Source organism: Falsiroseomonas oryzae (assembly GCF_027856955.1).
Taxonomy (GTDB): Bacteria; Pseudomonadota; Alphaproteobacteria; order Acetobacterales; family Acetobacteraceae; genus Falsiroseomonas; species Falsiroseomonas oryzae.
Map to the genome: position 1 here is coordinate 1 of NZ_JAPSMD010000038.1, position 23310 is coordinate 23310.

A 23310-nucleotide genomic window follows, 5' to 3' on the forward strand; every position below is an offset into this window, starting at 1 on the left:
CCTGGCCGGGCGGCCGGCGATTGCGGCCGATGCACGCCGCAGCGCGGCCCGCCTGGCCGAAGCCGAGGCCGCCACCGTTCAGTCGGCGGCGCCGGCCCGCGCCGCGAGCCAGTCCCGCAGCTCCGCCCGTCGGTCGCCTTCCGCCGCGCGTTCCAGATAGACGGCCAGGTGGCCGGGGCGGCGGTCGCGCACCACCCGGTAGGCATGCGTCCAGTCGCCGTGCCGGCGGTGCAGCACGACCCACAGCTGCGAGGCCCGGACGCGGCCGTCGCGACATCGCCAGTCGGACAGCGCGACGAATTCCGCCGCGTCGCCCGGGGAGAGCAGAAGGTCGAGGTCGGCGGCCGCGCCCGCGTGATCCAGCATCGCATCCTCCTCTTCGTGGAGGGTCGAGACCGGCGGCGCGCATCCCGTTTGGTTGCCGGAAGGGCCGCATCCCCCCTTGCAGGGGTGCCACCTTGCCCGGGAAGGCAGGTTGGCGTCGGGGCTCGGCCCAACTCTTGATGCGCGGCCGTGATAGCGCGCAGGGAAAGGCGCGCGCAAGCGCGCGACGCGGGTCGCATGCAAGCGCGGGACAGCGCGCGCAAGTTGTGGCATGTTCCACATATGCCACGCCGAACGGACGGGGCGCCCGCCAAGGCGCAGCGCCATCGCAGCATCCTGGCCGCGCTTTCCACCGACCCGACGGTGCGGATCTCCGCGCTGGCGACGGAGTTCGGCGTCTCGGCCGAGACGGTGCGGCGGGACATCGAGGAGCTGTCGCGCCAGGGCGCGGTGCGGCGCACCTATGGCGGCGCCTCCGTCGTGCAGGCGGCGCTGCAGCCCGAGCTCTCCTCGCGCGAGCGGATGGCGGTGGCGGAGCGGGCGCGGATCGGCGCGGCGGCGGCGGCGCTGGTGGAGCCAGGGCAGGCGGTGATGCTGGATGCCGGCAGCACCACCACGCATTTCGCGCGTGCCCTGGCCGCGCGCGGGATCGCGGCGACGGTGCTGACCAACAACCTGAACGCGGCGGCGGAGCTGGCGGCGGCGCCGGGCGGCGCGGTGCGCGTGCTGCTGTGCCCCGGGGAGGTCAGCGCGGCGGAGCGCGGCGTCTACGGGTCCGAGACGGAGGCCTTCCTGCGGCGGTTCAACGCCGACCTGGCGGTGATCGGCGCCTCCGGCCTGACGGAGGAGGGGCCCTGCGAGGTGATCTCCCGCGCCGCCTGGGTGAAGCGGGCCATGCTGGACCGCGCGCCGCGCCGGATGCTGCTGGCGGATTCGGGCAAGTTCGGGCGAGGCCTGCTGGAGCGCGTCTGCCCGCTGGACGGCCTGACCGACCTGGTGACCGAGGCGGAGCCGCCGGCCGGACTGGCGGCCGCGCTGGGGCGGGCGGCGGTGGTCGTGTCGCTGGCGGGTGGGCCAACGTGATCGGTTGGCAGCTTCCACATCCGATGTCGGATGTGCCACATTAGGCTCATGGGGTCCGTGACGCGATCCGCGCCCGCCTTGCCGCGCCCGCTTGCCGCCGCGCCGACCGCGCGTCTGGCGGCGCTGCGTTGGGTGCTGACCGACATCGACGACACCTTGACCACGGAGGGTCGGCTGACCGCCGAAGCCTATGCCGCGCTGGAGGCACTGCAGGCGGCGGGGCTGCGGGTGGTGCCCGTCACCGGCCGGCCGGCGGGCTGGTGCGACATGGTGGCGCGGTTCTGGCCGGTGGCCGCGGTGGTCGGGGAGAACGGGGCGCTGTGGTACGCCATGGACCATGCGGCGCGCCGCATCCGGCGCCACCACGTGCAGGACGACGCGGCGCGCCTGGCGGCCCGCGTGCGGCTGGACGCGCTGGCGGCGCAGGCCATGGCAGCGGTGCCGGGCAGCCGGATCGCCGCCGACCAGCCCTTCCGCATGTTCGACGTGGCGGTGGATTTCGCCGAGGACACCGGCCCGCTGCCGCTGGCGCAGGCCGAGCGCATCGCCGCCATCTTTCGGGAGGGCGGGGCCGAGGCGAAGGTCAGCTCCATCCACGTCAACGCCTGGATCGGCTCCTGGGACAAGCTGGCGGGGCTGCGGCACCTCTTCGCGGCACTGTGGCAGCCGCTGGAGGAGGTGCTCGACCGGGTTGCCTTCGTCGGCGACAGCCCGAACGATGCACCGTTGTTCGGCGCGGTGCCGCTGTCCGTGGGGGTGGCCAACGTGGCGCCCTTCCTGCCTGGCATTGCCGCCCCGCCGGCCTTCGTGACAGAGGGCGCTGGGGGCGCCGGCTTCGTGGAATTCGCCCGGGCCGTGCTGGCCGCAAGGACAATGGAGGAGACGAGAGGATGATCCGACGCATGCTGCCGGCCGCGGGCTTCGCCGCGGCGCTGATGGCCGCGATGCCATGGTCCAGCGCGAGTGCCCAGGCCGCCTGCGGCTTCCGCGGCGCGCTGGACGACGCCTATTGCGACGAGAACCGCGACATGGTGGCGGATGTGCCGGCCGATGCGTCGCGCCAGCGCGATCCATCCACCCTGGTCTTCGCCTATACCCCGGTCGAGGACCCGGCGCTCTACGCCAGCCAGTTCCGCCCCTTCCTCGACTACCTCACCCAGTGCACCGGCAAGCGCGTGGTGTATTTCCAGGTGACGTCGAATGCGGCGCAGGTGGAGGCGATGCGGTCCGGCCGGCTGCACATCGCCGGCTTCTCCACCGGCCCGACCGCCTTCGCGGTGAACCTGGCCGGCGCCGTGCCCTTCGCCATCAAGGGCAACGAGCGGGAGTTCGAGAGCTACCGCGTCGCGATGATCGTGCGGGCCGACAGCCCGTTCCAGACGGTCGCCGACCTCAAGGGGCGGCGCGTGGCGCATACCTCGGCCACCTCCAATTCCGGGAACCTGGCGCCGCGCGCCTTCTTCCCGGGGCTCGGCCTGGTGCCGGACACCGACTACCGCGTGGTCTATTCGGGCGGGCACGACCGCAGCGTGATGGGCGTGAACGCCGGCGACTACGATGCGGCCCCGGTGGCATCCGACGTGTTCAACCGCATGATCGGGCGCGGCCAGGTGCGGCGCGAGAATTTCCGGGTGATCTGGGAGAGCGATCCCTTCCCGACCAGCAGCTTCGCGCTGGCGCACGACCTGCGGCCGGAACTCGCGCAGCGCATCCGCCAGTGCTTCTTCGACTACCGCTTCCCGGAGGCGATGCGCCGCGACCTCGGCGGCAATGACCGCTTCTGGCCGGCGACCTATGCGCAGCAATGGGCGCCGGTGCGCGCCGTGGCCGATGCGGTGAACGCGCCCTACAACCGCGCCGCCTGGGACGCCGAGAGCCGCCGCGAGCTGGAGGCCGAGCAGCGCCGCAACCAGCAGCGCCAGCAGCAGCAGCAACAGCAGCCCGCGCGCACGCAGTGAACCACATGGCCGTGCAGCATGCCGGCACGCGGGGGCTCGTCCTTCGCGGCCTGGTGAAGGAATACACACCCGGCAAGCCGGTGCTGCGCGGCATCGACCTGGCCATCGCGCCGGAGGGGATCACGGCCATCATCGGCCCCTCCGGCACGGGCAAGTCCACGCTGATCCGCTGCATCAACCGCCTGGTCGAGCCGACGGCGGGCGAGATCCTGCTGCATGGCGAGGATCTGGCGAAGCTGCGGGGTCGCGCGCTGCGCCTCGCCCGGCGGCGGATCGGCATGGTGTTCCAGGAGTACAACCTGGTCGAGCGGCTGACGGTGATGGAGAACGTGCTCTCCGGCCGGCTCGGCTACGTGCCGCTGTGGCGCGCCTGGCTGCGGAAGTATCCGGAGGAGGACATCGCCCGCGCCTTCGAGCTGCTGGACGCGGTCGGACTGCCGGAGCATGCGACGCGGCGCGCCGACGCGCTCTCCGGCGGGCAGCGCCAGCGCGTCGGCATCGCGCGTGCGCTGATGCAGCGGCCGGAGCTGCTGCTGGCGGACGAGCCGACCTCCTCGCTCGACCCCAAGACGGCGGTGGAGGTCATGGAGCTTCTGGCGCGGCTGACCGCGGCGGCGGGCGTGCCGGTGATCGTGAACATCCACAATGTGGAGCTGGCGAAGCGCTTCGCGCAGCGCATCATCGGCATGGCCGGCGGCGCGGTGGTGTTCGACGGGCCGCCGGAGGACCTGCGGCCGCACCACCTGCAGCAGATCTACGGCGGCGAGGACTGGCTGTGAGCGCGACCGCGAATCAGGCCGCGCGGCAGGCCTTCGCGCCGAACTGGGCGGCGCGGGCGGGGCTGGTCGCGCTCGCGCTCTACGCCGTCTACGCCATGGCGCAGCTGGACATCACCTGGGCGCGGCTGGCGACCGGCTTCGGCGAGGCCGGGCGGTTCCTGGCGCGGATGTGGCCGCCGAACTTCGCGCGCTGGGAATTACTGGTCGAGGGTCTGCTGGAGAGCATCCAGATCGCGCTGCTGTCCTCCGCGCTCGGCATCCTGCTGTCGCTGCCGCTCGGGCTGATGGCGGCGCGCAACCTCTCGCCGGCGGTGCTGGCCATGCCGACGCGCGCCTTCGTCGCGCTGTGCCGCAGCCTGCACTACGTGATCGTCGCGATCCTCTTCGTGAAGGCGATCGGCTTCGGGGCGCTGGCGGGGGTGGCGGCGCTGACCATCGCCTCGATGGGGTTCATCGCCAAGCTTTTTGCGGAAGCCATCGAGGAGATCTCGATGAAGCAGGTGGAGGCGATCCGCGCCACCGGCGCGGGGCTGGGCGCGGTGCTGCTGTACGGCGTGCTGCCGCAGGTCGCCTCCCGCTTCACCGGATTCTGCCTGTATCAGCTGGATTCCAACCTGCGGAACTCGACGCTCGTCGGCATCGTCGGCGCGGGCGGGATCGGGGGCACGCTGTTCGCGGCCTTCAAGCGCTTCGACTACGACTTCGTGGCGGCGATCCTGCTGTCCATCATCGCGCTGATCTTCCTGGCCGAGGTGGTCTCCGGCCGCATCCGGGCGGCGATGCGATGAGCGCGCCGTCCATCGCGGGCAGCGCAGCCCTGGCGCGCGAATGGCACCGCCACACGCCGGCCGAGCGGATCGGGCGGTGGCTGGTCTGGCTGGCGATCGTCGCCGCGCTGGTCTGGGCGGTGCGCACGGTCGAGATCATCCCGGAATTCCTGCACGACGCGCCGGAGCAGATGGCCGACCTGCTGGTGCGGATGTGGCCGCCGGACCTGGCGCACTACTACCCCTCGGTCCATGCCGCGCTGGTCGAGACGCTGCACATCGCGACGCTCGGCACGCTGTTCTCCTTCATCCTGGCGATCCCGCTGGCGCTGCTGGCGGCGCGCAACGTCTGCCGCAACCCCGTGCTGAACGGCCTGGCGCAGCTGCTGCTGGTCTCCTCGCGCAGCGTGAACTCGCTGGTCTGGGCGCTGATCTTCGTCGCCGTCTTCGGCCCCGGCGCGGCCGCCGGCACCTTCGCCATCGCCTTCCGCAGCGTCGGCTTCGTCGGCAAGCTGCTCGCCGAGGCGCTGGAGGAGACGAATCCCGGCCCGCTGGAGGCGCTGAAGGCCGCCGGCGCGCCCTGGGGCAGCCTGATGCTGAAGGGCGTGTGGCCGCAGGTGCAGCCGGCCTTCTGGGGCATCGCCCTGTTCCGCTGGGACATCAACGTCCGGGAGAGCGCGGTGCTGGGACTGGTGGGCGCGGGCGGCATCGGCGTGGTGCTCGACGACGCCATCAACTTCTTCCAATGGGAACGCGTGGCGACGGTGCTGCTGGCGATCCTCGCGGTGGTGATCGTCGCGGAGATCGTGGTGACGCGCATCCGGGCCCGCCTGATCTGAGAGACATGCGCGACCAATTCGACCTTCTCGTCGTCGGCGGCGGCATCAACGGCGCAGGCATCGCGCGCGACGCGCAGGGACGGGGCCTTTCGACCTGCCTGGTGGAGCGCGGCGACCTGGCGGGTGCCACCTCCTCCTCCTCCTCCAAGCTGATCCATGGGGGCCTGCGCTACCTCGAGCAGTACGAGTTCCGCCTGGTGCGGGAGGCGCTGGCCGAGCGCGAGGTGCTGCTGCGGATCGCGCCGCACATCGTCTGGCCGATGCGCTTCGTGCTGCCGCACCGGCCGGAGATGCGGCCGAAATGGATCATCCGCGCCGGGCTGTTCCTCTACGACCACCTGGCGCGGCGCGTCAGCCTGCCGGGGACGGAGAGCATCGCGACCGCGCGGCACCCCTATGGCGCGCCGCTGAAGCGGGAGATCACCGACGCCTTCGCCTATTCCGACTGCTGGGTGGAGGACAGCCGGCTGGTGGTGCTGAACGCCCGCGACGCCGCGGCGCGCGGCGCGGAGGTGCTGGTGCGCACCAGCTTCGCCGGCGCGGAGCGCGGCCCGGAGGGCTGGACCTGCCGCCTGGTCGCCGAGGACGGGGCGGAGCGGATTGTGCGCGCCCGCGCCCTGGTCAATGCCGCCGGGCCCTGGGTGCTGCAGGCGCAGGACGCGGCGCATGCGCGCGCGCAGGACCGGGTGCGGCTGGTGCGCGGCAGCCACATCGTCCTGCCCGCCCTCTACGAGGGCGACCAGGCCTACATCCTCCAGAACGACGACCGCCGCGTGGTCTTCGTCATTCCCTATGAGGGCCGCTTCTCGCTGGTGGGCACCACCGACGTGCCGCATCACGGCGACGCGCGCGAGGCGCACTGCACGCCGCAGGAGGCCGCGTATCTCTGTTCCGCCGTCGGCCGGCAGTTCCGGCGGATGCCGAGCCCCGACGAGATCGTCTGGAGCTATTCGGGCGTCCGGCCGCTGCATGACGACGGCGCGGACAACCCCTCGGCCGTCACGCGGGACTACGTGCTGAAGACCGATGCGCCGGAGGGCCAGGCGCCGGTGCTGACGGTCTATGGCGGCAAGATCACCACCTATCGGCGCCTGGCGGAGGAGGCGGTGGCGCAGATCGGCGCCGCCATGGGCCGCGCCGGCACGCCCTGGACGGCGTCGGCCGCGCTGCCGGGCGGCGCGTTCGGCGGCCTGGACCTGCCGGGCTTCGAGGCGGAGATGGCGCGGCGGCACCCCTGGCTGCCGCCCGCCACGCTGCGCCGTCTGGTGCGCGCCTATGGCAGCGACCTCGACGCGTTGCTGGACGGGGCGAGCGGGCCGAACGCGCTCGGCGAGGAGTACGGCGCCGGCTTCACGGAGCGGGAACTGGACTGGCTGGTCCGCCAGGAATGGGCGCGCACGGCGGATGACGTGCTGTGGCGGCGGTCGAAGCTCGGCCTGCACATGCCGGCCGAGGGGCAGGAGAGGCTGCGGCGGCGGCTGGGCGGGTAGCTGCCCGGCCTCTTGCCGGGCAGATCGACCCAAGATTGAGAAATTTCTCAAAAACATTCGATATCAAGGCCGGCTGATCGCGCCGCGGATTGTGCCGCGGTCGTTGCGAGATGCCACTGTAAAATATGCAAGCATCCGTAATTAGGGGCCTTTCAGGGTATTCGGACAGGGCTCGGCGTCGGCGGCCGGATCTCTCTGTCGGCAGACTTTACAACCGCACATTGTCGTCGTGCGTTTCGGCAAAAAAGAGATGGCCGATTCAATGCCCAGGCAGTTTGGCATCGCGTTTGCTTCACGGTTCCTGACAATGTGCGGTCGCGCTTTCCGGCCGCCGAGTGACCCGGGAGTCGAGCGAATGACTATCGTGAAGAAGGTGACCCTGGCCGGCGTGGCGAGCCTGGTGATGGCGCTGGCGCAGCCCGCCGTTGCAGCGCCGCTGCTGCCGAACAGCAAGCTGAACATCAGCGGCAGCGTCGCGGTGCTGCCGACGGGGTTGGCGAGCAACGCCACGGGGCTCGACTTCCTGGACGCCCTCGATGCCGGCGGCGCCACGCCGGGCGTGCTGCGGGTGAATGCCGGCAGCACCGGAAGCTTCGCCGGCGTGTTCACCTCGGGCGGCTGCGGGGTCTCCTGCGGCACCATCCAGGACATTCCGGTCGGAACCCTCGTCGGCAGCGGCGCGGTGGGCATCATCTACTTCGCGACTCCGTTCTTCACGGTCACGCAGGGCCTGAACACCGTACATTTCGACATCGAGGAGATCACCAACATCTCCCGTACCGCGACCGGGACGACCTCGATCACGGTCGATGCGATCGGCTTCCTGCGGTTCGGCACCTTCGACGATACGCCCGCGACCTTCAGCATCACGGTCCAGGGCAACGGCGACACGAGCTTCTCCGCCAGCACGCTCGCGGGCGAGGGCGGGCCCGACGTGGTCGAGGTGCCGGCGCCTGCCTCGCTGGCGGTGCTCGGGGCCGGGTTGCTTGGTCTTGCCGCGGTCCGGCGCCGCCGCCGGACCGGCTGATCGCCGGACTGTCGGAAGATTTTACAACCGGGCGCCGCAAGGCGCCCGGTCGCGTTTCCGGCGCACCGTTGCGCCGGCCTCGGTGGATCACTTAATCGGCACCCGGCTGCGCAACGACGCAGCGCCTCAGCCGGGACCCGAATGCCATGATCCAGCTCCGTCGCCGCGCAGCCCTCGGGCTGCTTGCCGCACCTGTGTTCTCGCCCGCCCTCCGCGCCCAGGAAGCCTGGCCCAGCCGAGGGCTGCGCTTCATCGTGCCGGTCGCCGCCGGCGGCTCGGCCGATGCGCAGGCGCGCTTCGTCGCGCAGCGCCTGCAGGACCGCTTCGGCCAGCCGGTGGTGGTGGAGAACCGCCCGGGCGCCAACGGCATCGTGGCGGCGCAGGCCTTCCTCCAGACGCCGGCCGACGGTCACACGGTCTTCGCCACCCCCTCCGGGCCGATCGCGATCAACCCGCACCTCTACCGCCGCCTGCCCTACGACCCGTTCCGCGACTTCGCCTTCGCGTCGCTGATCAGCGTGATCCCCCTGGTGCTGGTGGTGCATCCCTCGGTGCCGGCGACGAACCTGCAGGAGTTCCTGGCGCTGACGCGGCGCATGGGCGACCAGCTGAAATTCGCCTCCGCCGGCATCGGCACGCCATCGCACCTCACCATCGCCATGACGCGCGCGATGGGTCAGGGGGGCGAGGCGACTCATGTGCCCTTCGGCGGGTCGGCGCCGGCGCTGACCTCGATGGTGGCGGGGCAGACCATGGCGATGTGGGATGCCGCCTTCTCCGCCGCCCCCTTCGTGCGCGACGGGCGCCTGAAGGCCATCGCGGTGGCGCATACCGACCGCCTGGCGCTGTTGCCGGAGGTGCCGACGACGGTGGAACAGGGCGTGCCCGGGCTGATCTCCGCGACCTGGATGAGCCTCTGCATGCATGCGGCGACGCCGGCCGATCGCGTCCGGCGCTTCTCGGCGGAGGTGGACGGGATCCTGCGCGTGGCGGAACTGCGCGAGATGCTGGCGGCGCAGGGCGCCATCGTACGGGGCGGCACGCCGGAGGAGTTCGCGGCCTTCGCGCGGGCGGAATCGGCCAAGTGGGGCCGGCTGGTGCAGGAGACGGGCGCGACCGCCGATTGAGGCGCACCGGCCTCGTTGCATGCAACGGCGGAGTAATGCTAAGCGGCGCCTAAGGGATGGCCTTGCGCGCCTCTGGTGTTTCCGGTGCCGGCACGGACATCTCGCAAGACCGTTGCATGCAATCCGGCCCGCCCCGAGGAGGAAACCGATGCCCGGCACCAAGCCGCCCTTCCGCGCCGATCATGTCGGCAGTCTGCTCCGCCCCGTTCCGCTGCGTGAGGCGCGCGCCGCGCATGCCGCCGGCACCCTCCCGGCCGCGGCGCTGCGCGAGACCGAGGACCGCTTCATCCGCGATGTGATCGCCGAGCAGAAAAGTATCGGCCTGAAGGCGGTGACCGATGGCGAGTACCGCCGCGCCTTCTGGCACTTCGACTTCCTCGCCAGGCTCGGCGGCGTCGAGATGTACGAATCCGACCAGGGCATCCAGTTCAAGGGCGGCCAGACCAAGGCGTACGGGCTGAAGGTGACCGGCCGCATCCACTATGCCGGCCACCCCTTCGTGCAGGACTACCGCTTCGTGCACGAGAATGCCGGGGGCGCGGTGCCGAAGATCACCATCCCCTCGCCCTCCGTGCTGCATTTCCGCGGCGGCCGGCGCGCCGTGGACACCCACACCTATCCCGAGATGGACGGTTTCTTCGCCGACCTCGGCGATGCCTATGCCAAGGCGGTGGCGGACTTCGCCGGGGCGGGCTGCCGCTACCTGCAGCTGGACGAGGTGAACATCGCCTATCTCTGCGACCCCGAGCAGATCGCCGGCCTGAAGGCGCGCGGCGAGGAGACCGAGGGACTGCTGCAGAAATATGCGGCGCTGATCAACCGCGCGATCGACGGGCGGCCGAAGGACATGACGGTGTCCATGCATCTCTGCCGCGGAAACTTCCGTTCGATGCACATTGCCTCGGGCGGCTACGACCCGGTGGCGGAGGTGCTGTTCAACGGCATCAACGTGGATGCCTACTTCATGGAATACGACGACGAGCGCTCCGGCAGCTTCGCGCCGCTGCGCTTCCTGCCGAAGGGCAAGACCGTCGTGCTGGGCCTTGTGACCTCCAAGCGGGGCGACCTCGAGACGAAGGACCTGCTGAAGCGGCGCATCGAGGAGGCGGCGAAATACGCGCCGCTGGACCAGCTCGCCATCAGCCCGCAATGCGGCTTCGCCTCCACCGAGGAAGGCAATACGCTGACGGTGGAGGAGCAGTGGGCGAAGCTGCGCCGCTGCGTCGAGGTCGCCGAGGAGGTGTGGGGCTCGCTCTGAGCCGGGCCCCCGCGTCTCAGGCGGTGCCGCGCACCGCCCAGGCGCGGGCCGTGAGCGCGATGCTGCCGTCGGGGGCCGTCGGCAGCGTCGCGCGCAGCCGCCCGCGCAGCGCCGCCCGGCGATCCTCGTCGAGCGACAGGCAATAGGCGGGGGCCGGCGCGCCGCCCGCGAGGAAGGGCGACCAGTAGTCGTCGAAGTCGCGGAACACCGTCGGGACGACGATCGGCTCGACGGCGACGCCTCGCATCCCTGCCGCCTCGAACAGGCCGCGCAGCGGGTCGGGGCGGCAGAGCGGGAAGCGCAGCGCCTCGTCCCGGCCGCCCGCGCCCGCGGGATCCAGCACCGCCGCCGCGTCCCAGAAGCGGCGCATCATCTGCATGCCCTCGGCATAGTCCCAGACATAGGCCGCGACGGTGCCGCCGGGCCGCGCGGCGCGGCGCATCTCGCCGGCGGCCCTGGGCTGGTCCGGCACGAAGTTGAGCACCAGGCCGCTCACCGCCGCGTCGAATTCAGCGTCGGGAACGGGCAGCGCCTGCGCGTCGCCCTGGCGGAAGGCTGCGCGCGGATCGCCCACGCGGCGCCGGGCGAAGGCCAGGAACCCCTCGGAAGGATCCACGCCCAGCACGGCAGCCGGCGCGTGCCCGTCCAGGATGGCGGCGGTGAGGGCGCCGGTGCCGCAGCCGACATCCAGCCAGCGCGCGCCGTCCGGAACGTCGAGCCAGGCGAGGAATTCCGGCGCGAGCCGGCGGCTCCAGCGCCCGACATAGGGTTCGTAGGCCTCGCCGGCCGCCCAGAGCGGGGCGTCGCCGGCGCTCCGGGCAGGGTCCGCGTCCGCTGGCATGCTGTGCCTCCCCACGCGATGCGCCCGCGCTGCGCAGCGAAGTGACGCCGGAGCGAAGCCGGCGGCAACGCAAGAATGACGGAGGGCGCGCCCGGGCTGACTCGGCGCGCCGCCCTCCCTAACCTGCCCGCGGAACACCCGGAGGGCAGGCATGAGCCTCAGTGCGGACCGCGACCTCGACTCGCTGCTGGCCGAGCTGGTCATGGCCAACCGCATCCTCGCGCGGGAGGAGGTGGTGGATGATTTCGGCCACGTCTCGGTGCGCGACCCGCGCGATGCATCGCGCTTCTGGCTTTCGCGCTCGCGCAGCCCGGAGGTGGTCTCCCGCGACGACCTGATCCGCTTCGACCTGGACGCCACGCCCGAGAATCCCGGCCACCGCAAGCCCTATCTGGAGACGGTGCTGCATGCGCGCATCTATGCCGTGCGGCCCGACGTGCAGTGCGTGGTGCACCATCACGCGCGGCCGGTGCTGCCCTTCACCGTCACGCATCGCCCGCTGCGGCCGGTGTTCCACATGGGCTCGGTGATCGGCGCCGAGGTGCCGCTCTGGGACAGCCAGGACGAGTTCGGCGACACCAACATGCTGATTGACACGATCCCGAAGGCCGACAGCCTGGCGCGCGCGCTGGGACCGCACAGCTGCGCGCTGCTGAAGCGGCACGGCGCGGTCTGCGTCGGCGCCTCGATCCCGGAGGCGGTCTTCGTCTCGATCTACATGAAGGAGAATGCCGAGCTGCAATACGCCGCGGAGGCGCTGGGCGGGCCGGTGGACTACCTGACGCCCGGCGAGATCACGCAGACCGGCGCCATGCTGCGGTCGGAGCGGCCGTTGCGGCGTAGCTGGGACTATCGCTGCGCGCGCGCCGGGTTTGGCGGATTGTGAGCACGACGGAGGCGCCGGCCGGCACCAGGCGCGTCGTCGTCGCGCTCGGCACGGCGCAGACGCTGTCCTGGGCGTCGTCCTACTACCTGCCGGCCATCCTGGCGGCCCCGATGGCGCGCGAGCTCGGCATCCCGTCCTCCTGGGTGTTCGGGGCCTTCTCGGCGGCGCTGGTGCTCTCCGCGCTGCTCGGGCCCTGGGCGGGGCGGCTGATCGACCGGCGCGGCGGGCGCGACGTGCTGACGGTGTCGAACCTGGTGCTGGCGGCGGGGCTGGCGCTGCTGGCCGTGGCGCAGGGGCCGCTGCTTCTGACGCTGGGCTGGCTGGTGTTGGGGCTCGGCATGTCGATCGGGCTGTACGACGCGGCCTTCGCCACGCTGGCGGGGCTCTATGGCCGCGCCGCGCGGTCCCCGATCACCGGCATCACGTTGATCGCGGGCTTCGCCAGCACGGTGGGCTGGCCGCTCTCCGCGGTGATGGAGGAGGCGATCGGCTGGCGTGGCGCCTGCCTGGCCTGGGCCGGGCTGCACCTGCTGGTCGGGCTGCCGCTGAACCGCCTTCTGGTGCCGCCCGCGCCGCCGCCGGAGAAGCAGAAGGGAGCCGAGGATGGCGAGGCGGTGCCGGCGCCGCGCTTCGCCATGCCGCTGCTGGCCTTCGTCTTCGCCACGACCTGGACGGTGACCGGCGCCATGGCGGCGCATCTGCCGGTGCTGCTGGAAGCCAGTGGGGCCACGCCGGCGGCAGCCATCGCCGCCGCCGCGCTGGTCGGGCCGGCGCAGGTGGCGGCGCGCCTGCTGGAATTCGGCTTCCTGCGCCGCTTCTCGCCGGTGGTCTCGGCGCGGCTGGCCACGCTCGGCCACCCCATGGGCGCGGCGGTGCTGCTGGCGGCGGGCGGCGTGGCGGCGCCCGCCTTCGCCGTGCTGCACGGCATGGGCAATGGGATCCTGACGATCGTGAAGGGCACGCTGCCTCTGGCCGTGTTCGGGCCGGTCGGCTATGGCGCGCGGCAAGGCCTGCTCTCCGCGCCCTCGCGCTTCCTGCAGGCGCTGTCGCCCTTCCTCTTCGGACTGCTGCTGGAGCGTGCGAGCGTGGGCGCGGCGCTGGCGCTGACCTCCGCGCTGACGCTCTCGGCGTTCCTGGCACTGCTGCTGCTGAGCGTGCCGGCGCCGGCCCGGCGGTAGGGGTCAGGCGATCGGTTGGGGCATCTCGGGCCCGGGCGGCGTGATCACCGGCAGTTCGGGCAGCGAAGGCTCGGGGCCCGGCAATTCCGGGCCGGGCGGCTGCGGGTTCACCGGCGGCAGGCCGGGCAGTTCGGGGCCCGGTGTCGGCGGCGGCGCGGGACGCGGCGTCTCGGTGGGCGGTTCGGGCGGGGGCTCGGGAACCTCGCGCGGGGGATCGGATGCCGTCATGGCGGGGCAACGCGCCTCCCCGTGCGAGGGTTGTGCGGGACCGGAGCGGTGCGGTGCCCCGGCCCCTTGGCCGATCAGGCGGCGGCAGCGACCGGGGTCGGGGCGACCGGCACGCGCTCGGCGATCTTCGCCACCGCGGCCTCGCGGGTGATGTCCTCGACGGCGGCGATCTCCACGGCCAGGCGCTCCAGCGCGGCCTCGAAGATCTGGCGCTCGCTGAAGCTGCGCTCCGGGTTGTTCACGTTGCGGCCGAGGTCGCGCAGGACTTCCGCGACCTTGCGCGGATCGCCGCTGTTCAGCTTGGCCTGCAGCTCCGCGGCGCGGCGCGCCCAGGTGACGCCGCGCACGGCGCCGCGCGGGGTCGTGCTCAGCACGTCCAGCGCCTCCTTTATCAGCTCGCCGCCCGCGAGGCGGCGGATGCCGTTCGCGGTGACCTTGGCGCGCGGCACGCGCAGCAGCAGGCGGCCCTCGCCGAAGGCGAAATGGACCAGGGCCAGCGTCTCCCCGCCGACGGTGGCGGTCGATTCGCCGGTCACGCGGCCCACGCCGTGGGCGGGGTGCATCACAGCGTCGCCCACCGCGAAGCCTGCCAGGTCGGCGGCCTTCGGGGCGGGAGCAGCGGTGCGGGCGGCTTCGGGCTTCGGCATGGCGGCCGGCTCCATCGGCGGGTACGGGTTCTGAAGGATGTCGATCAGATGACGTTGGTTCCCGAGGATATCAAGCGTTTCGCGCACAAGGGCGCATGCGTGTGGCGCGGAGGTCGCGTGCCCGTGGCGCGTGACGACGGGATGGCCTCCCTTCCGGCGCGCCCCCGCGCCATCATCGTTCCGAGGACGGAGGTCGCTTGGCATGGATGACTCGGGGCAGGCGCTGCGGGCGCGCGTGCTGGCGACACCGGCGGAGCTTGCCGCAAGGCCGGGGGTCGCGGTGCTCGCCATCCGCAATCCCCGCGGTGACGACTCGGCCACGCCACGGATTTCCGGCGCCGTGGACGTGGACCTGCCGACCGAGCTCGCCGCGCCGGGCGGCGGCACGCGCGGCAGCCGTCCGTTGCCGGAGGTGGAGGCGCTGCAACGCGCGGCGCGCGGCTGGGGGTTGCGGCAGGGGCAGGCGGTGGTGGTCTATGACCATGACCGCGGCCTGGTGGCAGCTCGGGCCTGGTGGGTGCTGCGCTGGGCCGGGATCGCGGATGTGCGGCTGCTGGATGGCGGCTTCGCCGCCTGGGTGGCGGCCGGCCTGCCGGTGGTGCACCGCGCCACGGCGCCGCAGCCCGGTGATGTGACGCTCGTGCCCGGGCGGATGGGCGTGCTGGACGCCGACGACGCGGCCGCCTTGGCGCGGTCCGGCGTGCTGCTCGATTCGCGGGTGCGTCCCAACTACATCGGTGGGGCCACGCCGCCCGGCCAGCCGCCGCGCGGGCACATCCCGGGCGCGCTCAGCGCGCCGGCGGCGGACAACTTCACCGAGCCCGGGCCCTTCGCCGATGCCGCGACGCTGCGCCACCTCTACGCGGCACTGGGGGCGGATGGCAGCCGGCCCGTCGGGGTGTATTGCGGCGCCGGCATCTCGGCCGCGGTGAACGTCGCCGCCCTTGCCTCGATCGGCATCGAGGCCGCGATGTATCCGGGATCCTGGTCGGCATGGAGCGCCGATCCCGCCCGGCCCGTCATGGTGGGAGGAGTTCCCGGGTGAGTCGCTTCGACTTCGACACGCTGCCGGACCGCCGCGCGAGCGGCTGCAACAAGTGGACGCGCTTCGATGCGGACGTGCTGCCCATGTGGGTGGCCGACATGGACTTCGCGGTGGCCGAGCCGATCCGCGCGGCGATCGCGGCGCGGCTGGCGCATCCGGTGCTGGGCTATGGCGTGCCGCAGGCCGGGCTGAAGGCGCGCATCGCCGCCTGGCTGGCGGCGCAGTACGGCTGGCAGGTGCCGGTCGAGGCGATCGTGCCGATGCCCGGCGTGGTGCCGGGCTTCAACCTCGCGCTGCGTGCCACCTGCGCACGCGGCGACGGCGTGGTGGTGCAGACGCCGGTCTATCCGCCGATCCTGAAGGCGCCGGCGAACTGGGACCTGCGGAGGCTCGACGCGCCGCTGACGCCGCGGGACGAGGTGGACCTCGACACGCTGCGCGGCGCCCTGGCCCAGGCGGGGCAGGGCGGCCGCGGCGGCGCCTTCCTGTTGTGCAACCCGCACAACCCGACCGGCCGCGCCTTCCGGCGCGAGGAGCTCGAGGCGATGGCGCAGGCCTGCCTGGCGGCCGGTGTCGCCATCGTGTCCGACGAGATCCACTGCGACCTGCTGTTCGACGGCAGGCGCCACATCCCGGTCGCATCCCTGTCGGAGGAGGTGGCGGCGCGGACCATCACGTTGATGTCGGCGGGCAAGACGTGGAACATCGCGGGGCTGAACGCCTGCTGGGCGATCGTGACCGATGCGGCGCTGCGCGCGCGGTTCCAGCGTGCCATCGCCGGCGTCGCGGACCACGTGAACATCCTGGGCCTGGTCGCGACGGAGGCGGCGCTGGCCGAGGGCGAGCCCTGGCGGCAGGCGCTGCTGGCCTATCTCCAGGCCAACCGGGACTGGCTGCTCGGGGCGGTGGAAGCGCGGCTGCCGGGGGTGCGGATGCATTGCCCGGAGGCGACCTTCCTGGCCTGGCTGGACTGCCGCCGCAGCGCGGCCGCGGCGGACCCGCAGGGCTTCTTCCTGGAGCATGCGCGCGTCGGCCTGAATCCCGGCCCGGATTTCGGCCCGCCGGGCGTGGGCTTCGTGCGGCTCAACTTCGGGTGCCCGCGCGCCACGCTGGAGGACGGGATCGCCCGGATGGGCCGCGCCCTGGGACAGGCCTGACCGTTTCGGAAGCTGATCGGCGCGGCGGGAAACCCACCGTGCCGCCCTTGCGTCTCGCGCCCGCAGCATCCATGAATGCGCCAACACATGGCCGGCATGCACGGGCGTCGGGTCTCCGCGCCTGGCCGGCCTGACCGGGACGAACGGGAGGCATCCAGGCGTGGCGACCACGCAAGACGGTGACACGATCCTGGAGACCGAGGGGCTGACGAAGGAGTTCCGCGGCTTCGTCGCCGTCTCCGACGTCGCGCTGCGGGTGAAGCGCGGAACCATCCACGGGCTGATCGGGCCGAACGGCGCCGGCAAGACCACCTGCTTCAACCTGCTGACCAAGTTCCTGCCGCCGACGCGCGGCACCATCCGCTACGAGGGCCGCGACATCACCGGCATGAAGCCGGCCGAGGTGGCGCGGCTGGGCCTCGTGCGGTCGTTCCAGATCTCGGCGGTCTTCCCGCACCTGACCGTGCTGGAGAACGTGCGCGTCGCGCTGCAGCGCGCGCGGGGCGGGTCGTTCGATTTCTGGCGCTCGGATTCGCTGCTGAAGAGCTTCGACGCGCGGGCGATGGAACTGCTGGAGGATGTCGGCCTGACCGCCTATGCGCGGCACAATGCGGGCGAACTGCCCTATGGCCGCAAGCGCGCGCTGGAGATAGCGACGACGCTGGCCCTCGACCCCCGCATGATGCTGCTGGACGAGCCGACCGCGGGCATGACGCACGAGGATGTGGGGCGGATCATGGCGCTGGTGCAGCGCGTGGCGAAGGGGCGGACGGTGCTGCTGGTGGAGCACAACCTGACCGTCGTCTCCGGCCTCTGCGACACCATCACGGTGCTGACCCGCGGCCGCGTGCTGGCGGAGGGAACCTACATGGAGGTGAGCCGGAACCCGGAGGTGAAGGCCGCCTATCTCGGCACCGATCCCGGCATTTCGGGAGGCGAGGGCCATGGCTGAGACACTCACCGCACCGCGCCCCGCCGGCGCGGCGACCGTGCCCATGCTGGAGGTGAAGAACCTCGAGGCCTGGTACGGCGAGAGCCACGTGCTGCACGGCGTCGGCCTGGAGGTGCGTCAGGGCGAGGTGGTGACGCTGCTCGGCCGCAACGGCGCGGGCAAGACCTCGACCCTGCGCGCCATCATGGGGCTGACGGGCCGGCGCGCCGGCTCGATCCGCTTCGAGGGGAAGGAGATGGTCGGGCTGCGCCCGGACCTGATCGCCCGCGCCGGCATCGCCTATTGCCCGGAGGAGCGCGGCATCTTCGCCTCGCTCGACGTGACGGAGAACCTGATGCTGCCGCCGGTGATCGCGCCGGGCGGGCTTTCGGTCGAGGAGATCTACACGCTCTTCCCCAACCTGAAGGAGCGTGCGCGCAGCCAGGGAACGAAGCTGTCGGGTGGCGAGCAGCAGATGCTGGCGATCGGGCGCATCCTGCGCACCGGCGCGCGGCTGCTGCTGCTGGACGAGCCGTCGGAAGGGCTGGCGCCGGTGATCGTGCAGCAGATCGGCGCGATGATCCGCCAGATCAAGCAGAAGGGATTCACCGTGCTGCTGGTGGAGCAGAACTTCCGCTTCGCCCAGACGGTGGCGGACCGCCACTACGTGATGGAGCACGGCAAGGTCGTGGACATGGTGGCGAACGAGGACCTCGCCGCCAGCATGGACCGGCTGCACGAATACCTGGGCGTCTAGGCACCCGGGACGAACCGACCACCAGGAGAGGAAAACGAGGATGACCGTGAATCGCCGCACGCTGCTCGGCGCTGCCGCCGCCGCCCCGGTCTGGGGCGCGCTGCCCTATCGCTCCGCGCGGGCGCAGGCCGCCAACACCATCCGGATCGGCGTGCTGAACGACCAGTCCGACCTGTACCGCGATATCTCCGGCCCGGGCTCCACCCATGCGGTGCGGCTCGCGGTGCAGGAGAGCGGGATCACGCAGACCGGCGTGAACGTGGAGGTCATCCAGGCCGACCACCAGAACAAGGCCGACGTCGGCTCCACCGTCGCGCGGCAGTGGATGGACCGGGACGGCGTGGACCTCATCGTGGACGTGCCGACCTCCTCCGTCGCGCTGGCGGTGAGCGGCCTGGTGCGGGAGCGCAACAAGGTCTTCATCAATTCGGGCGCCGCGACCTCCGACCTCACCGGCGCGGCCTGCTCGCCCAACACGATCCACTGGACGTACGACACCTACATGCTGGCCAAGGGTACCGGCGGCGCGATGGTGGCCGCGGGCGGCAACACGTGGTTCTTCATCACGGCCGACTATGCCTTCGGCCACGCGCTGGAGCGCGACACCTCGGCCTTCGTGACGGCAGCGGGCGGGCGCGTGCTGGGCAGCGTGCGCACGCCCTTCCCGGGCACGACCGACTTCTCGTCCTTCCTGCAGCAGGCGCAGCGGTCCCGCGCGCGGGTGATCGGCCTGGCGAATGCCGGCGGCGACACCATCAACTCGATCAAGCAGGCGGGCGAGTTCCGCATCACCCGCGGCGGCACCAAGCTCGCCGGCCTGCTGGTCTTCGTCACCGACGTGCATTCGCTGGGCCTTGAGACCGCGCAGGGCCTCGTGCTGACCGAGACGTTCTACTGGGACCTCAACGACCGCACCCGCGCCCTCACCCAGCGCCTGGGCGCCATGCCCGGGAACCTGCGCCCCTCCATGGTGCAGGCCGGCTGCTATTCGGGCGTGCTGCATTACCTGAAGGCCGTCCGCGACATGGGCGTGGCCGCGGCAAAAGCGTCGGGCGCCGAGGCGGTGACCCGCATGAAGGCGATGCCGACCAACGACGACGCCTTCGGCGAGGGCCAGATCCGCCCGGACGGCCGCAAGATCCACCCCGCCTACCTGTTCGAGGTGAAGACGCCTGCCGAGAGCCGCGGGCCCTGGGACTACTACAAGCTGGTCTCCACCATTCCCGCCGAGGAGGCGTTCCGCCCGATCGCGCAGGGCGGCTGCGCCCTGGTTCGGTCCTGACGCGGCAAGGGGGCGGCGGCCGCCGCCCCCGCTGACCTTCTTCCGGAGTGGCGCGCATGGGCTTGGAAGACCTGCTCTTCGAACTGCAGATGGCGATGCCGCAGGTCATCCTGGGCGTGATCAACGGCGCCTTCTATGCCCTGCTCTCGCTCGGCCTGGCCGTCATCTTCGGCATGCTGAACGTCATCAACTTCGCGCATGGCGCGCAGTTCATGATGGGCGCCTTCGTCGCGTGGATGCTGCTCGCCTATGTAGGCATCGGCTACTGGCCGGCGCTGCTGCTGGCGCCGTTGATCGTCGGCGCCGTCGGCGTGGCGATGGAGCGGCTGATGATCTCGCGCCTCTACAAGCTGGACCATCTCTACGGCCTGCTGCTGACCTTCGGCTGCGCGCTGGTGATCGAGGGGCTGTTCCGCAACACCTTCGGCTCCTCCGGGCAGCGCTACGCGCCGCCCCGGGAGTTCCAGGCGCTGAACCTCGAGCTCGGCGATTTCTTCCTGCCGGGCTACCGGGTGTGGGTGCTGATCGCCGCGAGTACGATCTGCCTGGCGACTTGGCTGGTGATCGAACGGACGAAGGTGGGCAGCTACCTGCGCGCCGCCACCGAACGGCCCCAGCTGGTGCAGGCCTTCGGCATCAACGTGCCGCTGATGATGACGCTGACCTACGGTGCGGGCGTCGCGCTCGCCGCCTTCGCGGGCGTGCTGGCGGCGCCGATCTACTCGGTGCATCCGGCGATGGGCGCCAACTTCATCATCACCGTCTTCGCCGTGGTCGTGATCGGCGGCATGGGGTCGATCATGGGTTCGATCGTGACGGGCTTCCTGCTCGGCTTCCTCCAGGGATTGACCGAGGTGGTCTACCCGCCCTTCTCGCAGACGGTCGTCTTTGTCATCATGGCCGTGGTGCTGCTGACGCGGCCCGCGGGCCTCTTCGGGAGGGCCTGAGCCATGGCCGAGGCCAGCGTCGTCACCGGCGCCGCCGCCGCACGGCACGAAGAGCAGGGCTTCTGGGGCTTCACCCGTGCGCAGGCCATCGCCTTCCTGGCCATGTCCGCGGTGGTGGTCGTCAGCCCGTTCCTGCTCTACCCCGTCTTCCTGATGAAGGTGCTGTGCTTCGCGCTGTTCGCCTGCGCCTTCAACCTGCTGGTCGGCTATGTCGGCCTGCTGAGCTTCGGCCACGCCGCCTATTTCGGCATGGGCGCCTACATCACCGGCTATGCCGCGAAGGCCTGGGGCGTGCCGCCGGAACTCGCCATCCTGATGGGCGGCGCGATCGGCGCGGCGCTCGGCCTGCCCTTCGGCTGGCTGGCGATCCGCCGGTCCGGCATCTACTTCTCCATGATCACGCTGGCGCTGGCGCAGATGGTCTTCTTCTTCTGCCTGCAGGCGCCCTTCACCGGCGGCGAGGACGGCATCCAGGCCATCCCGCGCGGGACCCTGCTCGGCGTGTTCGATCTCACTGCAGACTTCACGATGTACTGGCTGGTGGCCTTCATCTTCCTGGCCGGCTTCCTGCTGATCCACCGCATCGTGCATTCGCCCTTCGGCCAGGTGATGAAGGCGATCCGCGACAACGAGCCGCGTGCCACGTCGCTGGGCTATCGGGTGGAGCAGTACAAGCTGATGGCGTTCGTGCTCTCCGCCGCGCTGGCCGGGATCGCCGGCGGCACCAAGGCGCTGGTGTTCAACATCGCGACCCTGACCGATGTGCGCTGGACGATGTCCGGTGAGGTGGTGCTGATGAGCCTGGTCGGGGGCCTCGGCACGGTGTTCGGGCCGGTGGTGGGCGCGGCGGTGATCGTGACCATGCAGAACTACCTGGCGGAATTCGGCGCCTGGGTGCTGGTGATCCAGGGCGCCATCTTCATCGCCTGCGTGCTGGCCTTCCGCCGCGGCGTGGTGGGCGAGATCGGCAATGCGCTGCGGGTGAAGCTGTAGCGCCTGCCCACCTTTCGGGCAGGGCCGGAACAAGGCGTGGGCAGGCCCCCGGGCCTGCGGGTACGGATCCATCGGCGGGTGGCTTGCCAACCTCCGCCGGACGCGGTTGATGCCGCCATGACCTGGTCCGTTGTTGCGCGCGATCCGGTGACCGGCGAGTTGGGCGCCGCGGTCGCCAGCCGGTTCCTGGCCTGCGGCGCGCTCGTGCCGCGCGTCGAGGGCGGCGTCGGCGCTGCCTGCACCCAGGCGTTGGTCAATCCCTTCCACGCGCCGGACGCGCTGGCTCGGCTGCGCGCGGGTGAGGCGCCGGAGGACGCTCTGGCGACTCTGATCGCCGCGGATGCGGGCCGGGCGACGCGGCAGGTGCATGTGCTGGGCGCGGACGGGCGCAGCGCCCGGCACACCGGCGCGGAGTGCGTCGGCTGGTGCGGTCACCTGGCCGGGCCGGACGTCTCGGTGGCCGGCAACATGCTGGTCGGGCCAGAGGTGCTGGAAGCGACCCTCGACGCCTTTCTCGCCACCGCCGGCCAGCCCCTGGCCGAGCGGCTGCTGGCGGCGATGGAGGCCGGCGAGGCCGCCGGCGGCGACAAGCGCGGTCGCCAGGCGGCCGCGATCCAGGTGGCCTCGCGCGATCCCTATCCGGATCTCGACCTGCGGGTGGACGACCATCCCGACCCGCTGGCGGAGCTGCGCCGGCTTCACGTCGTCTGGCGCGGCTACACGCGGCACTTCCGCCGCTTCCTGCCGGGGCGCGACCATCCCGGCGTGTTCGACCGGTCAGTGATCCAGGCCGCGATCGCCGCGGCGCAGGCGGAGGAGGCGTGATGTCATCCGCACCGCCCGTGCTGGAACTGCGCGACGTGACGGTGACGCTGGCCACCGATCGCGGGCCGCTGCGCCCGGTGGACGGCGTGTCCTTCGCGGTGGAGGCGGGGAAGACGCTGGCCGTGGTGGGCGAGAGCGGCTGCGGCAAGTCGGTGACCGCGCTCTCCGTCATGGGGCTGCTGCCGCCCGGCGCGCGCATCGGCGGATCGATCCGCCTGGCCGGGCGGGAGCTGTCCACGCTGGATGCCGAGGACTGGCGCCACAAGCGCGGCGGCGAGATGGCGATGATCTTCCAGGAACCGATGACCAGCCTGAACCCGGCCTTCACCGCCGGCGAGCAGGTGGCGGAGGCGCTGCGCCTGCACCAGGGCCTGTCGCCGGCCGCGGCCTTCGACGAGGCGGTGGCGATGCTGGCGCGCGTGCGCATCCCCGACGCGGCGCGGCGCGCGAAGCAGTATCCGCATCAGCTCTCGGGGGGCATGCGCCAGCGCGTGATGATCGCCATGGCGCTGGCCTGCCGGCCGCGCCTGCTGATCGCGGACGAGCCGACCACGGCGCTGGACGTCACCGTGCAGGCGCAGATCCTGGCGCTGATCGACGAGCTGAAGGCGGAGACCGGCACGGCGGTGATGCTGATCACCCACGACCTCGGCGTGGTGGCCGACCATGCCGACGAGGTGGTGGTGATGTATGCCGGGCGCGTGGCGGAACGTGCCTCGGCACGGGCGCTCTTCGCGATGCCGCAGCATCCCTACACCGTCGGTCTGCTGGGCGCCGCGCCGTCGCTGGAAGGCGGGGCGGAGCGGCTGGCCAGCATCGAGGGCATGGTGCCCGACCTGCGCGACCCGCCGCCCGGCTGCCGCTTCGCGCCGCGCTGTCCCTTCGCGGTGGCGCGCTGCGCCGAGCCGCCGCCGCTCGCGCCGATGGGGGCCGGGCATGTC

25 protein-coding genes and 1 riboswitch are annotated in these 23310 nt (G+C 71.9%); of the genes, 21 read left to right on the forward strand and 4 right to left on the reverse strand.

The genetic code is table 11. From position 1 onward, the window contains the following. Positions 1–78: 78 nt before the first annotated feature. On the reverse strand, positions 79–366 hold the full coding sequence (locus tag OZN99_RS06525; protein WP_270934380.1) for a hypothetical protein: 288 nt from the start codon (positions 364–366) through the stop codon (positions 79–81). 38 nt (positions 367–404) lie between these two features. Then, positions 405–512, reverse strand: a riboswitch (SAM-I-IV-variant riboswitch). A 94-nt stretch (positions 513–606) separates the two neighbouring features. On the opposite strand from OZN99_RS06525, the gene OZN99_RS06530 reads away from it, so the two are divergent. The 10 genes from OZN99_RS06530 to OZN99_RS06575 all read left to right on the forward strand — a co-directional run bounded on the left by OZN99_RS06530 (position 607) and on the right by OZN99_RS06575 (position 10652). Then, entirely contained in the window at positions 607–1407 is an 801-nt protein-coding gene (locus OZN99_RS06530; RefSeq protein ID WP_270934381.1) for a DeoR/GlpR family DNA-binding transcription regulator, read from the forward strand. Between the two features lie 57 nt (positions 1408–1464). Further along, positions 1465–2301, forward strand: a complete 837-nt coding sequence (locus OZN99_RS06535; protein ID WP_270934382.1) for an HAD family hydrolase — start codon at positions 1465–1467, stop codon at positions 2299–2301. Next, complete coding sequence (phnD, locus tag OZN99_RS06540) at positions 2298–3365, forward strand: phosphate/phosphite/phosphonate ABC transporter substrate-binding protein (RefSeq protein ID WP_270934383.1); 1068 nt, start codon at positions 2298–2300, stop codon at positions 3363–3365. Before OZN99_RS06535 ends, phnD begins: the two co-directional genes overlap by 4 nt. Before the next feature lie 5 nt (positions 3366–3370). Then, positions 3371–4144: a phosphonate ABC transporter ATP-binding protein gene (phnC, locus tag OZN99_RS06545; RefSeq protein ID WP_270934384.1), complete on the forward strand. Its 774-nt coding sequence runs from the start codon at positions 3371–3373 to the stop codon at positions 4142–4144. After that, on the forward strand, positions 4141–4932 hold the full coding sequence (gene phnE, locus OZN99_RS06550) for a phosphonate ABC transporter, permease protein PhnE (RefSeq protein ID WP_270934386.1): 792 nt from the start codon (positions 4141–4143) through the stop codon (positions 4930–4932). The genes phnC and phnE (OZN99_RS06550) overlap by 4 nt, the downstream gene beginning before the upstream one ends. After that, positions 4929–5750 (forward strand): phosphonate ABC transporter, permease protein PhnE, encoded by an 822-nt coding sequence (gene phnE / locus OZN99_RS06555; protein ID WP_270934387.1) that lies wholly within the window; start codon positions 4929–4931, stop codon positions 5748–5750. The genes phnE (OZN99_RS06550) and phnE (OZN99_RS06555) overlap by 4 nt, the downstream gene beginning before the upstream one ends. Before the next feature lie 5 nt (positions 5751–5755). Next, the gene (gene glpD / locus OZN99_RS06560; RefSeq protein WP_270934388.1) at positions 5756–7240 is read left to right on the forward strand and encodes a glycerol-3-phosphate dehydrogenase; all 1485 of its coding nucleotides are present in this window, start codon (positions 5756–5758) and stop codon (positions 7238–7240) included. A 355-nt stretch (positions 7241–7595) separates the two neighbouring features. Further along, positions 7596–8267: a PEP-CTERM sorting domain-containing protein gene (locus tag OZN99_RS06565; protein WP_270934389.1), complete on the forward strand. Its 672-nt coding sequence runs from the start codon at positions 7596–7598 to the stop codon at positions 8265–8267. A gap of 146 nt (positions 8268–8413) precedes the next feature. After that, positions 8414–9394 (forward strand): Bug family tripartite tricarboxylate transporter substrate binding protein, encoded by a 981-nt coding sequence (locus OZN99_RS06570; protein WP_270934390.1) that lies wholly within the window; start codon positions 8414–8416, stop codon positions 9392–9394. A 148-nt stretch (positions 9395–9542) separates the two neighbouring features. Further along, on the forward strand, positions 9543–10652 hold the full coding sequence (locus OZN99_RS06575; protein ID WP_270934391.1) for a 5-methyltetrahydropteroyltriglutamate--homocysteine S-methyltransferase: 1110 nt from the start codon (positions 9543–9545) through the stop codon (positions 10650–10652). Between the two features lie 16 nt (positions 10653–10668). Here OZN99_RS06575 and OZN99_RS06580 read toward each other — a convergent pair whose 3' ends face one another. Continuing rightward, positions 10669–11493: a class I SAM-dependent methyltransferase gene (locus tag OZN99_RS06580; protein WP_270934392.1), complete on the reverse strand. Its 825-nt coding sequence runs from the start codon at positions 11491–11493 to the stop codon at positions 10669–10671. A 151-nt stretch (positions 11494–11644) separates the two neighbouring features. Between OZN99_RS06580 and OZN99_RS06585 the strand changes: the two genes are divergently transcribed. Both OZN99_RS06585 and OZN99_RS06590 read left to right on the forward strand, forming a co-directional pair. Continuing rightward, positions 11645–12379 (forward strand): class II aldolase/adducin family protein, encoded by a 735-nt coding sequence (locus tag OZN99_RS06585; RefSeq protein ID WP_270934393.1) that lies wholly within the window; start codon positions 11645–11647, stop codon positions 12377–12379. Then, the gene (locus tag OZN99_RS06590; protein WP_270934394.1) at positions 12376–13557 is read left to right on the forward strand and encodes an MFS transporter; all 1182 of its coding nucleotides are present in this window, start codon (positions 12376–12378) and stop codon (positions 13555–13557) included. Before OZN99_RS06585 ends, OZN99_RS06590 begins: the two co-directional genes overlap by 4 nt. Positions 13558–13560: 3 nt before the next feature. Here the strand turns inward: OZN99_RS06590 and OZN99_RS06595 are convergent, their stop codons facing one another. Both OZN99_RS06595 and OZN99_RS06600 read right to left on the reverse strand, forming a co-directional pair. Further along, positions 13561–13785 (reverse strand): hypothetical protein, encoded by a 225-nt coding sequence (locus OZN99_RS06595; protein WP_270934395.1) that lies wholly within the window; start codon positions 13783–13785, stop codon positions 13561–13563. Positions 13786–13859: 74 nt separating this feature from the next. Next, positions 13860–14432, reverse strand: a complete 573-nt coding sequence (locus OZN99_RS06600; RefSeq protein ID WP_270934397.1) for a CarD family transcriptional regulator — start codon at positions 14430–14432, stop codon at positions 13860–13862. 202 nt (positions 14433–14634) lie between these two features. On the opposite strand from OZN99_RS06600, the gene OZN99_RS06605 reads away from it, so the two are divergent. The 9 genes from OZN99_RS06605 to OZN99_RS06645 all read left to right on the forward strand — a co-directional run. Further along, positions 14635–15477 (forward strand): sulfurtransferase, encoded by an 843-nt coding sequence (locus tag OZN99_RS06605; protein WP_270934398.1) that lies wholly within the window; start codon positions 14635–14637, stop codon positions 15475–15477. Beyond that, the gene (locus OZN99_RS06610) at positions 15474–16634 is read left to right on the forward strand and encodes a MalY/PatB family protein (protein ID WP_270934399.1); all 1161 of its coding nucleotides are present in this window, start codon (positions 15474–15476) and stop codon (positions 16632–16634) included. The genes OZN99_RS06605 and OZN99_RS06610 overlap by 4 nt, the downstream gene beginning before the upstream one ends. Positions 16635–16794: 160 nt before the next feature. Continuing rightward, complete coding sequence (locus OZN99_RS06615; RefSeq protein WP_270934400.1) at positions 16795–17586, forward strand: ABC transporter ATP-binding protein; 792 nt, start codon at positions 16795–16797, stop codon at positions 17584–17586. Then, on the forward strand, positions 17579–18322 hold the full coding sequence (locus OZN99_RS06620) for an ABC transporter ATP-binding protein (protein WP_456299872.1): 744 nt from the start codon (positions 17579–17581) through the stop codon (positions 18320–18322). The genes OZN99_RS06615 and OZN99_RS06620 overlap by 8 nt, the downstream gene beginning before the upstream one ends. A gap of 40 nt (positions 18323–18362) precedes the next feature. Then, positions 18363–19604 (forward strand): ABC transporter substrate-binding protein, encoded by a 1242-nt coding sequence (locus OZN99_RS06625; protein ID WP_270934401.1) that lies wholly within the window; start codon positions 18363–18365, stop codon positions 19602–19604. Between the two features lie 56 nt (positions 19605–19660). Then, positions 19661–20551: a branched-chain amino acid ABC transporter permease gene (locus OZN99_RS06630; RefSeq protein WP_270934402.1), complete on the forward strand. Its 891-nt coding sequence runs from the start codon at positions 19661–19663 to the stop codon at positions 20549–20551. A 3-nt stretch (positions 20552–20554) separates the two neighbouring features. After that, positions 20555–21544, forward strand: coding sequence for a branched-chain amino acid ABC transporter permease (locus OZN99_RS06635; RefSeq protein WP_456299873.1), 990 nt, complete (start codon positions 20555–20557; stop codon positions 21542–21544). A 117-nt stretch (positions 21545–21661) separates the two neighbouring features. Beyond that, positions 21662–22369 carry a DUF1028 domain-containing protein gene (locus OZN99_RS06640; protein ID WP_270934403.1) on the forward strand — a complete coding sequence of 236 codons (708 nt, stop codon included), beginning with the start codon at positions 21662–21664 and terminating at the stop codon, positions 22367–22369. Continuing rightward, positions 22369–23310: ABC transporter ATP-binding protein (locus OZN99_RS06645; RefSeq protein ID WP_270934404.1), on the forward strand; the 942-nt coding region annotated here is incomplete at its 3' end. The genes OZN99_RS06640 and OZN99_RS06645, both read left to right, overlap by 1 nt.